The sequence below is a fragment of the Paludisphaera borealis genome, assembly GCF_001956985.1.
GTDB classification, from domain to species: Bacteria; Planctomycetota; Planctomycetia; order Isosphaerales; family Isosphaeraceae; genus Paludisphaera; species Paludisphaera borealis.
Genome location: NZ_CP019082.1, coordinates 3,370,484 through 3,385,231, shown reverse-complemented (window position 1 = coordinate 3,385,231; position 14,748 = coordinate 3,370,484). Strand labels below are relative to the sequence as shown.

Here is a 14,748-nt window from a genome sequence, read left to right as displayed (position 1 = left end):
GATCTCAAGGTCGCTTCAAGGCATTATCGATCTCGCGACTGAAAAAGGCTTCCCACAACCGGAAGAAATCTGCGTCGGTCTTCGTACTACATAGGCGGGGCCGGGCTGCCGGGTGCTGGGGGGGGGCTACTTGGAAGGACTGATTCGCCGAGTCCGACTCGGGACGGAGCTGGATCTTGAGACCCTCATCGTCGTCGGATGCAACAGCCCCGGCCCTTGCCGCGAGCGAACCGTATTGGACTTGGAGGTTCACGAAGCTCTTGGGCAGATCGCCGAGGACGAATTTCCCGGACGCGTCCGTCTTCGTGAACAACTGCCCGATCGCGAAGCCGTCGATCGGACGCACCCAGGCACCTTCAACCGGCTTCCCATCGGGATCGATCACGATCCCGCTCAAGGAGACGCCCGGCTCCATGCGGATGGGAGCAAGCTCGTGAGGGGAATCGCCCGGTCCTGGTTGGAAGGTGAACTTCGGCGACTCCTGACTGGCGAGGCCTTTCTTCCACAGTGCCAATGAGTAGCCCCTGGACTTGTCCGAGCCATTCTTGTTCGAGAGGCCGTTGATGTGGAACCGGCCGTCGCGGTCGGTCTTCTCCTGGAGTTCGTTATGTAGCAGGAGCCCTAATGAAGAGCTTAGCCCGCTCGCCGACTCGATGTGTACCCTGAGCCCGACGCGGACCCCCTCGATGGGTCGCCCATCACCATCGACGACCCGGCCGACTGCTGCGCCGAGGGCCACGGGCTCAGCCTCTGAGAAGACGCAACGGACCATCAGCTTGCCGTCGACGAGCGTCGGTTCCACTCGGCCTCCCCCACCGCGCAGGAGCGGGCCGCCCGAACCGTCGGGAAGCGTTTGGGGCGCATCGTTGATCGTCGCCGTCCGATCGTGATCGTCCGTAAGGCGATAAGCGTTCTCGACCCGCTCGACCTTGCGCACGAAGTCGGGCCGGAACCCCGCCGCCCACTTGAGAGGCGTCATAATCGGCTTTCTATTCGGAGTTGGTGGGGTCGCATTCTCGCCCGCGACGACCATGGCTTCGCCTGCTTCGGCGGGAAGGGTCAGGGGGAATCGGCCCGCTCGATCGGCCTCAGCCGTGACGAAGCCGTTCTGGTACGACGCGGACACGCCCCCCTTCAACGGCTTGCCGTCCGTACCGAGGAAGCCGAGCGACCAGACGGTCCCCCGGCGCACGACGTAGTCTTTCTGGTGGACTGGATGAGACCGCGTGAGGACGAACGCCTCTTGAGACGTCATATTGCCGCCGGGCGACCAGTAGCCGACCGGGGGGCGGAACATCCAGAGCCTGGCCTGACCGGGCTCCAGGTTGAAAGCGAAACGGCCGTCCACGCCCGACGCGACCTCGCGCAACCGGTCCGGGCGACGTTCGACCGCTTCCTCAAGCATCACGGTGATCCGCGCCCCCGGCACGGGCTCGCCGGTCCCTTCGACCCGCACCGAGCCGGACAGCCGGTAGACTGCGGGGGGCGGGGGTTCGGGCTGCTTCGGCTTCGGAGCCTGCGTGAACTTCCGGGCCGGCTCTTCCGCGGCGCCTGCGCTCCAGAGGCGGTGTCCTCCCCAGGCGCCGAGGCAAAGCAGGATCGCCGCGATCTTGAGTTGGTTCAGAAACATGGAATTCAAGACTCCCCGCGCCAGGACCGCGGCCTCGCCGCCGGCGAGGAACCCCTGGGCGATGCGAAGGGTGGAATGGACGAGCGACGGGGGCACGGCCGCCTCCGCCTGACGGACCGAGCCGGCGACGAGGAAGCCGGCCGAGACCGTAACGCCGCGATGGGTCAGCCGCCGCTTGAGCTTCTCGCGCGCCCGGGCCAGTCGGCCTCGGACCGCCACGGCCGACGCCCCGAGCCGCATCGCCGCCGCGTCGTACGTCAGCCCTTGCAGGCCGCAGAGCACCACGGGGGCGCGAAGCCGCTCGGGAAGCGCCGCGATCTCCTCATGGAGGATCTCCCAGTCGGGATCTTCGACCGCCGCAAGATAGCCCTCGGGCGTCCGTTCGGCGACGAGCCGATCGAGCGCCCGCTTCCGCGCGGCCCGGCGCTTGCCGCGCATCGCCACGCGGTGCGCGACGCCGAACAGCCAGCTCGCGACCGACCCCCGCTCGCGGACCGAACCGGCCCGGTTCGCCAGTACGAGGAAGACGGCCTGGAAGGCGTCCTCGGCGTCGTGCGCGTCGTGAAGGACGCTCCGGCAGACCCGCAGGACCAACGGCCCATGCCGGCTCACCAGCTCCTCGAAGGCCGCTTCCGCGACCTCGTCGCGGCCCGCGACGAACCGGTCCAGCAACTCGCCGTCCGACGCCGTCCCGGCCGTCCCGATGTTCAACAGTCGATGCAACTGATCCGCTGGGCCGCCCGCCATGTCCGTCGATCTCCTTGGGATCGGGTCTCCGGAAAGTAGTGCCCGCTCGTCCGAGGATCGTCACGGCATATTACAGATGTAAGACATTGAGCCGGGCTGGGACGTACTCAAGGTTGTGGACCGAGCCGGCTCTCGGCGTGTGCTCAGACCTCGAAGCTTTCGTGGAACTCGGGGAGCTTGACGGGGTTTTTGACGAAGGGCTGGAGGACGGGGGTGAGGGCTTCCATGGCTTCAGGGTCGCCGTGGACGAGGAAGCCGTGTTCGATCTCGCCGCCGGTCTGTTCGTACCACCAGGCGAGGTCGTTGCGGTCGGCGTGGCCGGAGAAGCCGTCGAGGACGTAGACGGCGGCGTTCAGGTCGTACCAGTGGTCGAGGATCTGGAGCCGCTCGACTCCTTCGGAGATCTTCCGGCCCATGGTGTCCTCGGCCTGGTAGCTGACGATCACGATGGCGTTGTCGGGGTCGGAGACGACGTGCCGGAGGTGATGGCGGATGCGGCCGGCCTCGCACATGCCGGACGACGAGATCACGATCATCGGCCCGCGCTGGTAGTTGAGCCGGCGCGAGTCGTCGAAGGTCTGGCAAAACTCGACGTACTTCGACCCGAAGTAGAGCGGGTCCTTGTCCATCAGGGCCCGGGCGTGCGGGGTGTAGGCTTCGGGGTGGTCGCGATGGACCTCGGTGAGTCGGTTGGCGAGCGGGCTGTCGACGTAGATCGGGATCGGCCGCAGCTTGTGGGTCGCGAACAGCTCTTGCAGGCAATAGACCATCCGCTGGGTCCGCCCCAAGCTGAACGCCGGGATCACGACCTTGCTCTGGAGCCGGATCGCCCGGGCGACGATCGCGTGGAGCTGCTTCATCAGCCGCTCGTAGGGCTCAAGCTCGCGGTTGCCGTAGGTGCTCTCGGAGACCAGGATGTCGATGTTCTTGACTACGGCCGGGTCGGGGAGCAGGCTCGTGTTGCGCCGGCCGAGGTCGCCGGTGAAGACGAACCGGCGGTCGCGGCCGTCCTCCTTGTAGTCGATCTGGACGATCGCCGAGCCCAGGATGTGGCCGGCGTCGTGGTAGGTGAGCGTGACCCCGGGGACGATCTCGCGCGGCTCCTCGTACCGCACCCGCTCCAGACGCTCGACCAACCACTCGACGTCGAGCAGGTCGAACAGGGGATCGGGCGTCTCGATGTGGGGATGCCGGATGTGCGCCATCCGCACGTCTTCGCGCTGGATGCGGGCGCTGTCGCGGAGCATGATGCTGGCGATGTCGCCGGTGGCCGGCGTGGTGAAGATCCGGCCGGCGTAGCCTTCCTTCACCAGATAGGGGAGCCGGCCGATGTGGTCGTTGTGGGCGTGCGAGACCACCACCGCGTCGAGCGAGCGGGGGTCGAAGGGGAGGACGCGGTTGGGACTCGCCGGATCGATTCGATCCGAGTCGAACAACCCACAATCGAGCAAGATGCGATGGGGACCGATCTCCAAGAGATGAGCGCTTCCCGTGACTTGCCGGGTTGCTCCGTGAAACGTGATTCGCAACCCAAAAACCTCCTGACGCTCGCGCCGAGGCAAGACGGTCCCAGGACCGGGCTCGACTACGCGATCGCCGTTGTTCGCGTTCCCTTCTTGAGCGTTCGTCGGGAAACGACCGCTGCTCGGAGAGCGCCGCTCGGGGCTCCGTCGAAAAACCGACGCGCCTGCAACATCTCCCCATTTCATCATGACAGGAACCCGCCTTCCGATCAAGGTTGAGCGCGAAGCCGTCTCCGCGCGGGCATTCATGGTGTCACTCTTCGCAACGGGCCGCGTTCTAGTCTGGGCGGAATCCACATTCTCCGACGATTCGGCGCAACCCTGCTTGATCGATTTCGGGTCGAGGCGCATCATTTGCTATAGCGGGCTCGCGGCTCCCATTCGAGTTTTTCTGATAGTTCGGTCGTAATCGAAAGGTCGGAAGCCACCGTCTCCATCCCTTCTTTCATTCGTTGGGTGAGGATCACCCCCGTTCGGAGAAATCACGCATGATTTCCGAATCGCATCCCCTCCACCGGCTGTTTCGCGGGCTGACGGAATCGACGTTCATGATGGAGCTCGGCGTCGGCGACCCGTCGCTCGTCGGCTACGTCTCCAATCTTCTGGCGGCGTTCGTGCCGAGCCAGCCGATCGGGCAGGTTCGCGACAAGCAGGGCCGCCCGCTGTTCGAGGTCTTGAAGATGGTCGCCGAGGCCGAATCGGCGGCCGACCTGGAGCGCCGCGGCGAGTGCTACCGCCACGTCGGCGACTTCACCCTCTTCTGGACCGGCGTCTACCCCGAGGCGCTCGGCAAGCTTCGCGGCGAGCAATCGCCCGACTGCCTGATCAACTATCAGCAACAGGGCAAACGCTCCTACTACCTGGCGAGCACCCTGAGCGCCCGGACCGACGATCGGCCGGTCCTGCGGCGGCTCAGCGACCAGTTCGAGTTGTGCGCCTTCGGCCTCTCGCAGGTCCGCAAGGAGTGGGAGAAGCTCGAAACCGAGATCGGTGACAAGCCGCTCTGGGCCTGAACCGTCCTCGCTTCCCGATCCCCAGACGCCGCCCGATTCATGGGCAAGCAAAGCCTTCAAACTCATCATTGTGGCCGGGAGGACCGTCGGCTTCCGCCGGAGAGGGATTTTCAAGAACGCCCGCCGGACACAAAATGGACGGGCGTGATCCCAGACCGGCGTCCTCGCATCCGGCGAGCGGCCCCTCCCGCCCCTTTCGATTCGAGTCCCCTTCATGGTTCTCCCCCTCGGCGACCTGCAACCGACCCGGATCACCCCGTTCGTCACGTACGCCCTGATCGCGATCAATGTCGTGATGTACGTGGTCCAGGTCGATCGCGGCGAGGATTTCAAGTTCGCCCTGGCGGCCACACCCTGGGAGATCACGCACAACAGGGATATCGACGAGCCGATCGTCAATCCGCAGCAGGCGGTCCGGGTCCAGGACCCGCGCGACCCGTTCGGCGAGCGGATTCCGGCCAACGCGCCGCCGGATGTGATCCCCCACGCCCCCTGCCCGATCCCGATCTGGCTGACCCTGTTCACGTCGATGTTCCTCCACGGCAGTCCGATGCATCTGGCCGGCAACATGCTCTACCTCTGGATCGTCGGCGACAACGTCGAGGAGGTGCTGGGTGAGGTCCGCTACCTCATCGTCTACCTGGCCTGCGGGCTCGCCGGATCGTTGCTCCAGATCGCCGCCGCGCCGAACTCGATGATCCCGACCCTCGGCGCGTCGGGTGCCATCGCGGGGATCATGGGGGCCTACGTCGTCTGGTTCCCGCACAACCAGATCCGCGTGCTGGTTTTTCGGTTCATTACGGTTTTGCCGGCGGTGGTCGTGATCGGCGGCTGGATCGTCCTGCAGATCTACCTGGGCTCGCAGGCGTTCGGCAAGATGGGCGAATCCGGCGGCGTCGCCTACCTCGCCCACGTCGGCGGCGCGGCCACCGGAATCCTCGTCGCGCTCCTCTTCTACAACCGCGCCCAGTACATCAAAGCCATGGACGCCCACCTCCAGGGATGGCAGACCTCGCCCTATCAGGGGTATTAGCCCGGACCGGCCTGGGCGCGGAAATTGGCTTCATTTTCTCCGAAAGCACCACGACCGCACCGCCGCCGCGATTGGCTTCGATCGTTCCCCGTTTCGGATCGTCGCCGACCGCCTCGACCTTCGATCCCAGCCTTATCGACCGCACCGCCGCGACTCGCCGAATTGGCTTCGATCGCGCGCCTCAGTTTGGCCGCTCTGTGAACGCAAAGCATTTTGTAGTGAGATCTTGCGGCCGTATGTCGAATTGGCTTCGATCGCGCTGAATCGCAAGAATTTCCCGACTCCTTCCCGCTCGGAACGGCCGACCGAAGACCGCCCGGCCTCTCGCCCGTCGCCGATCGGATTGGGTTCGTCCGCGCGGTTTTCGTATTCTCCGCAAGCCCCTCAAGGGCTTTCCGGATTGGGTTCGTCCGCGCGGTTTTCGCATCTTCCGACAAGTCCGCGAAGCCGCCTTCGAGGCTCGTTCGCCACCGCATCCAGATTGGGAAAGAACGCCGCGAAGCTAATCACCCAGTATGAACTTACTCCACGAGGCAGGGGTTCTGAAAAAGGCCGTTCCTATTGTTGGGACGTCCTCTGGCTGATCTGGAAGGACGTACGCCTCATCGGGTCGGCCATGAGATCGATTGACGACCCCGGACTCAAGATGACCCAGAATTCCCAATCTGCGTCTAAAATTAAGAACAACCCCGCCCTGCCAAACTGACCCCGTCCGGCCAAAGCCAATTTGAGCCGTCATGTTAAAGGAAGTCTCTGTTTCGTGTAACATGGGTGGCTGCCTTTCGGCTGTCTTACACGATCGTAGAATAGCGATAGAGGACAGGTGTTCCGATGCGAGCCGGTCAATTTATCCGACAGGTCGAGGGATACCGGGCTTTCGTCCCGGCTCCTCTGCCGCCCGATCCGCCGCCGGTGCTCGACGCCGAGACGATCAACCTGATGTCGAGGGCCGATCGGGCGCTTGGGAGGCTGGACGGGGTCACGTCGATCTTGCCGAACCCGGACCTGTTCGTGGCCATGTTCGTGCGACAGGAGGCGGTGCTCAGTTCCCAGATCGAGGGAACCCAGAGCACTCTGGAGGATGTGCTCCAGTTTGAGTTGGACGAGAAGGGGGCTGATCTTCCGAAGGACGTCGGCGAAGTCGTCAACTACGTCAACGCCATGAACTTCGGGCTCGGCCGCCTGAAAGACCTGCCCCTGTGCCTGAAGCTCATCCGTGAGATTCACGAGCGGCTTCTGCGAGGAGTGCGAGGGGGCGAGAAGACGCCCGGCGATTTCCGGCGCAGCCAGAACTGGATCGGTCCCGCGGGTTGCACGCTCGCCACGGCGGCCTTCGTGCCTCCCCCCGTCCACCAGATGCACTCGGCGCTCGACAACCTGGAGAAGTTCCTCCACGACGACGAGACGTTCCCCGTCCTGATCCACTGCGCTCTCGCCCACGCCCAGTTCGAGACAATCCACCCCTTCATCGACGGCAACGGGCGGGTCGGGCGGCTGTTGATCACGTTCCTGCTCTGCCAGCGAGAGATTCTCCACCGCCCTCTGCTCTACCTCAGCTCCTTTCTCAAGGCGAACCGGGCGGAGTATTACGACCGGCTGACGGCGATCCGCCAATCGGGCGACTGGGAAGGCTGGATCAAGTTCTTCCTGCGGGGCGTCTTCGAGGTCAGCCAGGCGGCCACGGAGACCGCCCGCAAGATTCTGGCACTGCGGGAGGAGCATCGGCAGCGGGTGAAGCACCAGGCGCTCCTCGACTACCTCTTCGAGCAGCCGCTCGTCTCGATCCACATGGTCCAGCAGCGGCTCGGGTGCGGTTTTCCGACCGCCGGCAAGTACGTCGAGCAGTTCGCCGAGGCGGGAATTCTGCGAGAGACGACCGGCTTTCAGCGAAATCGACGCTATCGTTACGATCCGTACCTGTCGCTTTTCGAGTCACCCGACTTCTCCCCGTTCACGCGCCCCGATGTCGACGAAGGCGACGCCCAGGCGACCGAGACGGAAGCGGGCCACTCAACTTGAATACGAATCCGAAATAAGCCGATGGCTCAAGCGGTTCCCCCCGCCCCGGCCTAGGAATGACTCCGTTTTCGCCCCGAGGTAGGCCGAAACCAGAACTGACACTGGGTTTTCCTTGACACCGGGTTTTCCTTAGCTCGATTAATCGCCCTTCACGTCCCTTGTATTCCGCTTCCTCGCCCCACGAGCTGTCTCCTGCCTGCGACGCACCGAGATGACACCCTTCTCTATTAGAGACAGGATAATAAGATGGATGTCAGAGGCTATCCCGTAATGATGTCCTGGTTTTTATGGTACTTGAACGGGATCGCCGGCCTTGAGCGATCGGGCTTCAAGAACTTGAGCATGCGATGAATAGAGCTGATGCGGATCATCGACTCGCTGCTCTCGGCGTGGTGCTCGTAATTCCGACTGTGTCGCCGATGCCGCCCCAGCCAGGCGAACGTCCGCTCCACCACCCAGCGCCTCGGCAGCTTCACAAACCCTTGGCTTCCCGGCGGCCGCTCCACGACCTCGATCCTGTACCCGGCCGAGGCCTCCGCCAGCCAGCCGTCGAGGTGGTGGTTGCGATACTTGCCGTCGCCCCAGACCAACGCCAACCGGCTTCGATGCTCGGCCGTCAGCCGCCCCAGCACCTGGGGGGCGTGCGTCCCGTCGTCGGCGGACGCCGCCGAGACCGCCACGACCAGCAGCAACCCCAGCGTATCCACGATGATATGTCGTTTCACGCCGGTCAGCTTCTTGCCGCCGTCGTAGCCCCGTTCGCCCCCTGTCTCGGTCCCCTTGACCGTCTGGCTGTCGATGCTCCCGGCGCTTGGGGACGGCTCCCGCCCGGCCGTCGTGCGGACCTGGCGGCGCAGGGCGTCCAGGATGAGTTGCCATGTGCCGTCGTCCCGCCACTGGGCGAAGTGGTTGTAGACGGTGCTCTTGGCCGGCAGGTCGTGCGGCAGCATATCCCACTGGCACCCCGAGCGGTTGAGGTAGAGGATGGCATTGAGCACCTCCCGCATGTCGTTGGTCCGGGGCCGTCCGACCTGGGGAACGGGGATCAAGGGCTCGACGATCGCCCACTGTTCGTCGGTCAGGTCGGACGGGTAGGGCTTACGCATCGAACGGTGCTCCTGCGGCGATGAATCCTGCGAACCTCCTGGGAGGACAAGAGTTTACGATCTTCTAGAATTACGGGATAGCCTCTCAGTCTGTGGTCGAATCGGGATACCCATTCGCGGCCGAGGATTGTCACGCGCTCTCTTAACCGCACTCGACACTTTCTCGTCATCAATCGCTAGGTTGTAGACCTTTTTCTTATCGTAGCCGCCTACAGCAGTGCGGAGTTGAGTTGCCACTTCGTCGCAAGTAAGCTTTTCTTCCTCGGGAAAGTCAGCGAAATGAAGTAGTAGCCAGAGATCAAAGCATGGGTTGCTCAAAGCGACCTCGATGTGCTTCTTGCGACACTCTTGTATGACATGAGTCGGATTCTGGATGTGACCCGGCTGTACCCAGTGATCACAATCGCAGACGACCCACAAGGTGTCACCTTCGCCGATCTCGAACTCACGGATGTACTCGCTGATCCGTTCGTGTACATACTCCGGTGCCGATTTTCCATCGGACGTTTCGAGCACGCGAAATTGTATTTTAGTGGATTCGAAGAAATCGAAGTACTGCTTAACAGCGTACTTGTCTTCGGAGGCGATGACGACCAAGCTTGCGTCACGGACAGGCGTCGCCTCGCGGTCAAGTGGTCGTTTCTTCCTCATTCCAAATTCCGTTGGCCGGACAATGAATCATGTCCTTCAGTTTTTTGGTGTGGCCGATGAACGGGATGCCGCCAAACCGTCCCTGAAGATAACCCTTCTCAATTCGAAGATCCTTGCGGGTCTTCCAATCTCCTAGCGAAGACAGTCGCGATTGTTGCTGGCTATCCTTCTCCATGAACCAGATCTCGTCCCGCCTGAGAAGATCGAGGTCGAGTAGGTGGGTTTCGTGGGTTGTGACGATCATTTGCTGATAATGACCAGGGCACTCATCGAGGAAGAGTTTCAATAACGCATGGCAGAGTAGCGGGTGCAAGCTACGATCAATTTCGTCAACTATAAATACCCTGGGCTCCTGCGTGAGATGATAGAGAGCAGGAAGCAAACTAAGGCAACGCTGAGTGCCGTCCGATTCCTCTTGGAAGGAGATCGAGTAATCCTCGTTGTTCACCTCGTGCTTGGCATTGAGATGTTTTCGGATGACCTTGGTTGGGTCGTCTGCATCAAGTTCTAGAGCTACGCCCGGACCTCCGATCAGCAACGCCGTGTTTTCGCCTTCTGGTGACTGCAAATGGTCGAGCATCTGCTTGGGGATTTTATCCGCATCTATCTTAGCCTTCTCGATGCTTAAGTCATCAATCCCCGTGCCGACGTTTTTGAGGAAGGTGCCACAAAATCTTCGGAAGTCTTCGTCCACGTCGATCATATCCATCAGTGGAGCGTAGTGGGACTCGGCGGGGACGGTCGTCAGGCATTTGCTTAGCCACCAAGCAACCCTGTTCAGCAATTTGCCGCGACTCTGATTGGGCAACTCGACAATTTTGGAGAGTAGCAATTGATCATCTCGGACCCCGAGGTCTTTGAGAGCCCGCAGTGCCTTTCGAGATATCGCCACATCCTCTGCAAGTGATCGCAGCCTCCCAATATCAATCGTTTCCTTTTGACGCGTGAATACATTGGTCTCGCGGCCAGTATTGGATGAAGCGTCGAGCCACTCCTCGATTATCGTCTCATGAGTAGTCGTGAAGCCATATACGAATACTTGCCCATTAGCGAGAAAGCGAAACTCGAATGAAGCCGGCTTCTCCTCCTTTACGAAGCGGAAGCGTGATTGAGCGAGTGCCTTGAGGGTAGTCCGTCCCAAAATTAATTGTTGGGCGAACAACATCGCCCTTATGAGATTGGATTTGCCCGAGGCATTGGCCCCATATATGACCCCAGTCTGCAGAACGCTTTTGTCAGTGGCAGGGATTTGTACGCAATGACCAGGATGGTCCTTTAGCGAGGTGGCGAGCATATTAAGGGTCTGCTCGGTGCCGAATGAGCGATAATATTCGACCGTGAAGTTGATTAGCATGTCTGCCTCGATACTTTCGCAGGATTTAGGGAGGACAGACAAATCCCAGGACACCTTTCGAACTCTATCGAGAGAAAATCACAAAATCAATGGGGTGTCGCCAGGAAACCTCTGGCAGACATGCTTGTCAGATTCCACGCTTCCGGCCTAGAGCAAAACCCGGTGTCAGTTCATGTTCCGGCCTTCAATAGGCGTCCTGGAGGGGAGGGCGAAGGGTCATTCCTTTATTCCGAGGCCCTTTGGGTAATTTGGAGGCCTTTGGCTCGGCGAATGCGAACCGCTCCCAGCTTCTTGCGCGGTCGTCCGGCCCAGGCGTCGAAATCGAAAGGGCGGAAGGCCGGCTCGGTTCGAGCGGCTTCCGCCCCGTTTTTGAACTGCGTCACTTCGCTTCGAGCGGGCGGATCTCGACGTTGCGGAACCACATCTCGGCGGCTTCGATTTCCAGCAGGATGCGGCCACGGGTGAGGGGGACGGGTTTGGCGTCGGGCTTCTCGGGGTCGAGGAAGCGGACGTTGGTCCCCTGGTTCACGACCTTGCCGTTGAGGATGTGGACGATCTCGGTCCCGCGGGCGATCACCTCGACGGTGTTCCAGTCGTCGTTCTCGACCGAGCCGGCGACGTGGGCCTGGTAGGCGATGCCCTTGCCGCCGAGGACGTGGGGCTGGCCGCCGTCTTTCGGGGCTTGATAGGCCGGGTACTTGGGCATGACGAAGTCGGCCGTCTTGGGGTCGATGGTGGTGTCGAGCTGCATGCCGAAGAGGGTGATCAGGTCGCCGACGTTGGTCTGCTCGATCTGGTACTGAAGCCCGCGCGGCCAGACGGCGTCGGGGCCGGTGACGTGGTAGTACAGGCCGGCGTCGCGCTTGAGCTTGTAGCGGGGCTCGAACTTCTTCTGGCCCCAGCGGTACTGGAGCCGCAGGTGGTAGTCGCCGTATTCCTTGTCGGTGCCGATGTAGCCCATCACCACCTGGCTCTTGTCCTCGGCGTTCTTGTAGAGGTGGATCGTGCCGTCTTCGATCGTGATGACGCCGTCGGGGTCGGCGTTCCTGCCGTGCTTCTGGAGGAAGGTGTACAGGCCGTCGAGGTTCTTGCCGTTGAACAGCGGCGTCCAGACGGCGCCCGCGCCAGCGCCGGCGTCGACCGCCTTCGCGTCCTGGTCGTTCGCCGCCGTCGCGAGGGCCGCCGCGAGCGTCAAGGTCAGCGTCAGCATAGCGAATGTCGCCTTTCGTTCTTGCATTGCATCCGGACCCGAACGTCGTCGTCGACGCTCGGGCGCGGGCGATTGCGTTTGGGTTCGAGGGATCTCCGAAGTTCGTCGGATGCTGTCTTAACCCGGCCGGGGGGCGCCGTCAATCGGCGCGATCGGCCCGGCGGCTCGAAATTCGCGGAGGGAGGGGCGTTCCGTCCGCTGGGATGAGGATGCTAAGGTGATCTAGTCCCATCCCATCGCGCGGTGGAAGGCTGAAGTGCTTCGGCAACCACGGGAGCGTCGCCATGTCGGCCTGTCCGGTCAAGATCGAGACGGCGGAGTACGAGTTCCTGGTCAGCCCGCTCAGCACCGGGACGCGGGCGGTTCCCAAGGAGCCGCACAGCACCTCGGTGCACGTCGACCTCGGCGCGGTGTCGCATCCCGGCCGGGTCCGGCAGCGGAATGAAGACCATTTCATGGTCGCCAAGGTCTCCCGGACGCTCGAAGTCCTGCTCGACAACCTCCCACAGGGGCAACTGCCCCAAGGGCTGGGCGAGGACGGCTATTCGATGGTCGTCGCCGACGGCATGGGGGGCATGAACGCCGGCGACGTCGCCAGTATGCTGGCGATCAGCACCGGCCTGAAGCTCGCCGACAAGTCGGTCAAGTGGGGCTTCAAGATCAACGAGAAGGAAGCGCGCGAACTGCTGGAACGCATGAGTATGTACTTCCAGGAAATCGACCGCCGGCTCACCCGCAAGAGCGAGTCCGACCGCCGCCTCTTCGGCATGGGTACGACGATGACCCTGGCGTACAGCGTCGGCTCGCACCTGTTCCTGATCCACGTCGGCGACTCACGCGCCTACCTGTACCGGGGCGGCGTCTTGACCCAGCTCACGCGCGACCACACGGTCGCCCAGGCGCTGGCCGACGCTGGGCAGATCAAGGAGGAAGAGGTTCGCCAGCACGCACGCCGCAACACGCTGACCAACTACCTGGGAGGGCATCGCGGCAAGATCAAGGCCGACGTCCGTTGGCTGCGGATCGAGGACGGCGACCAGATCCTCCTGTGCAGCGACGGCCTCAGCGACATGGTCGAAGACCCGGCGATCGCCGCGAGCCTCGCCCGCCGCGAGCCTTCGCAGCAGGCCGCCCAGACCCTGCTCGACATGGCCCTTGACAACGGGGGCAGGGACAACATCACCATCATCGTGGCCGGCTACACCATCCCCAAGCCCGAGAACGAGACCGTCGAGTACCGCCAGCCGTCGGCGAGCTCGGCCGAGCCCACCGAGGAGTTCCCCGTCTTCCAGGGTCCGAAAACCCCGTCCTGATCTCGGTCAGTCGGCCGAGGCGACTCGCGTGACGCCGAACTTGTGCTTCAGCTCGTCGATCAGGGCGACGTAATCGGCCGGCAGTGGGGATTCGACGCGGATCGGCTGGCCGGAGAGTGGGTGGATGAAGCCGAGGGCCTCGGCGTGGAGCGCCTGGCGGGGGAACCGGATGGGGAACACCGCGCGGCCGCGACGGCCGTAGACGGCGTCGCCGACGACCGGATGGCCGATGGCCGCCAGATGGATGCGGATCTGGTGGGTGCGGCCGGTTTCGAGCCGGAGGGCCACCAGGCTCGCGGCGCGGCCGTAGCTTTCGACGACCTGGAAATGGGTCGTCGCGGGGGTCCCCTCCCCCGGCTCGCGGGCGGTCCCCCGGCGGCCGTCGCCGGCGTCGCCGACGAGCGCCAGGTCGATGCGGCCCGACGGGGTCAAGAACACCCCCTCGACGACCGCCAGGTAGCTGCGCTCGATCGTGTGGGTGCGGAAGAGATTCTGGAACGGTCGCAACGCGCGCGGCGAGATCACCACCAGGATCACTCCGGACGTCTGCTGGTCGATCCGGTGGACCACGCCGACGTAGGGGCGATCCACCCCGCGCTTCTTCGCCAGGTAGCGCCCTGCGCGTTCAAGCAAGGTGTCACGCTCGCGAGCTTGCGTGGGCTGACAGAGCAAGCCGGTCGGCTTGTCGATGATCAGGATGTCGCGATCCTCGTAGAGGACCCGCAAGTTGCGCGCGGCGACCTCCGGCCTGGGGCGGTTCGGGTGGTACGACAGCTCTTCGCCCGCTTCGATCTCGTCGGCGGGATCGAGCCGGCGCTCGCCCGCGACGTCGATCTGGCCGCGGAGGATCGCCTCGCGCGCTCCGCGCCGCGACAGCTTGAATTGCTCGGCGACGAGTTTGTCGAGCCGGTTCTTCATCGTGGTCATAAGATCCCAAAATACGGATGCGGGCCGTTGCGGTGTCGAATGGGACCAGTATACCCGCAAGCGGGCCGCGGCGTGAATCGGGGGGTTGGCCCGACCATTTTGCCGAAACCCACGGAATCATTGGGCTTGACCGTCCCATCCGGCCGATTCCTTAACCGAGCAAGAAGCCCGACGACCGTAACGCGGGTGAACGAGTGTGGTTTTCGAGAGCGGACTCCGCTC

At 63.1% G+C, this 14,748-nt stretch carries 11 protein-coding genes; 4 read left to right on the top strand and 7 right to left on the bottom strand.

Translation table 11 applies throughout. The annotated features are described in order from the left end of the window. Nucleotides 1–4: 4 nt before the first annotated feature. Complete coding sequence (locus BSF38_RS13085; protein WP_076346252.1) at nt 5–2,377, bottom strand: sigma-70 family RNA polymerase sigma factor; 2,373 nt, start codon at nt 2,375–2,377, stop codon at nt 5–7. Nucleotides 2,378–2,520: 143 nt separating this feature from the next. Next, complete coding sequence (locus BSF38_RS13080; protein WP_076346250.1) at nt 2,521–3,906, bottom strand: MBL fold metallo-hydrolase RNA specificity domain-containing protein; 1,386 nt, start codon at nt 3,904–3,906, stop codon at nt 2,521–2,523. Nucleotides 3,907–4,388: 482 nt separating this feature from the next. On the opposite strand from BSF38_RS13080, the gene BSF38_RS13075 reads away from it, so the two are divergent. From BSF38_RS13075 to BSF38_RS13065, 3 genes are all read left to right on the top strand, one after another. After that, nucleotides 4,389–4,913, top strand: coding sequence for a hypothetical protein (locus BSF38_RS13075; protein ID WP_076346248.1), 525 nt, complete (start codon nt 4,389–4,391; stop codon nt 4,911–4,913). Between the two features lie 214 nt (nt 4,914–5,127). Next, complete coding sequence (locus BSF38_RS13070; RefSeq protein WP_076346246.1) at nt 5,128–5,946, top strand: rhomboid family intramembrane serine protease; 819 nt, start codon at nt 5,128–5,130, stop codon at nt 5,944–5,946. 831 nt (nt 5,947–6,777) lie between these two features. Next, complete coding sequence (locus BSF38_RS13065) at nt 6,778–7,965, top strand: Fic family protein (protein WP_076346244.1); 1,188 nt, start codon at nt 6,778–6,780, stop codon at nt 7,963–7,965. Between the two features lie 260 nt (nt 7,966–8,225). Here the strand turns inward: BSF38_RS13065 and BSF38_RS13060 are convergent, their stop codons facing one another. The 4 genes from BSF38_RS13060 to BSF38_RS13045 all read right to left on the bottom strand — a co-directional run bounded on the left by BSF38_RS13060 (nt 8,226) and on the right by BSF38_RS13045 (nt 12,286). After that, entirely contained in the window at nt 8,226–9,071 is an 846-nt protein-coding gene (locus tag BSF38_RS13060; RefSeq protein WP_076342952.1) for an IS5 family transposase, read from the bottom strand. Nucleotides 9,072–9,125: 54 nt separating this feature from the next. After that, nucleotides 9,126–9,722, bottom strand: a complete 597-nt coding sequence (locus BSF38_RS13055; RefSeq protein WP_083712916.1) for an RloB family protein — start codon at nt 9,720–9,722, stop codon at nt 9,126–9,128. Continuing rightward, nucleotides 9,700–11,076 carry an AAA family ATPase gene (locus BSF38_RS13050; RefSeq protein ID WP_076346240.1) on the bottom strand — a complete coding sequence of 459 codons (1,377 nt, stop codon included), beginning with the start codon at nt 11,074–11,076 and terminating at the stop codon, nt 9,700–9,702. Before BSF38_RS13050 ends, BSF38_RS13055 begins: the two co-directional genes overlap by 23 nt. A 379-nt stretch (nt 11,077–11,455) precedes the next feature. Further along, a complete protein-coding gene (locus tag BSF38_RS13045) occupies nt 11,456–12,286 on the bottom strand; it encodes a 3-keto-disaccharide hydrolase (RefSeq protein ID WP_076346238.1) in 831 nt (276 codons plus the stop codon). Between the two features lie 284 nt (nt 12,287–12,570). Here BSF38_RS13045 and BSF38_RS13040 point away from each other — a divergent pair, with 284 nt between their 5' ends. Further along, nucleotides 12,571–13,599, top strand: a complete 1,029-nt coding sequence (locus BSF38_RS13040) for a PP2C family protein-serine/threonine phosphatase (protein ID WP_076346236.1) — start codon at nt 12,571–12,573, stop codon at nt 13,597–13,599. Between the two features lie 6 nt (nt 13,600–13,605). Here BSF38_RS13040 and BSF38_RS13035 read toward each other — a convergent pair whose 3' ends face one another. Continuing rightward, nucleotides 13,606–14,526 carry an RluA family pseudouridine synthase gene (locus BSF38_RS13035; RefSeq protein WP_237170866.1) on the bottom strand — a complete coding sequence of 307 codons (921 nt, stop codon included), beginning with the start codon at nt 14,524–14,526 and terminating at the stop codon, nt 13,606–13,608. Nucleotides 14,527–14,748: the final 222 nt, after the last annotated feature.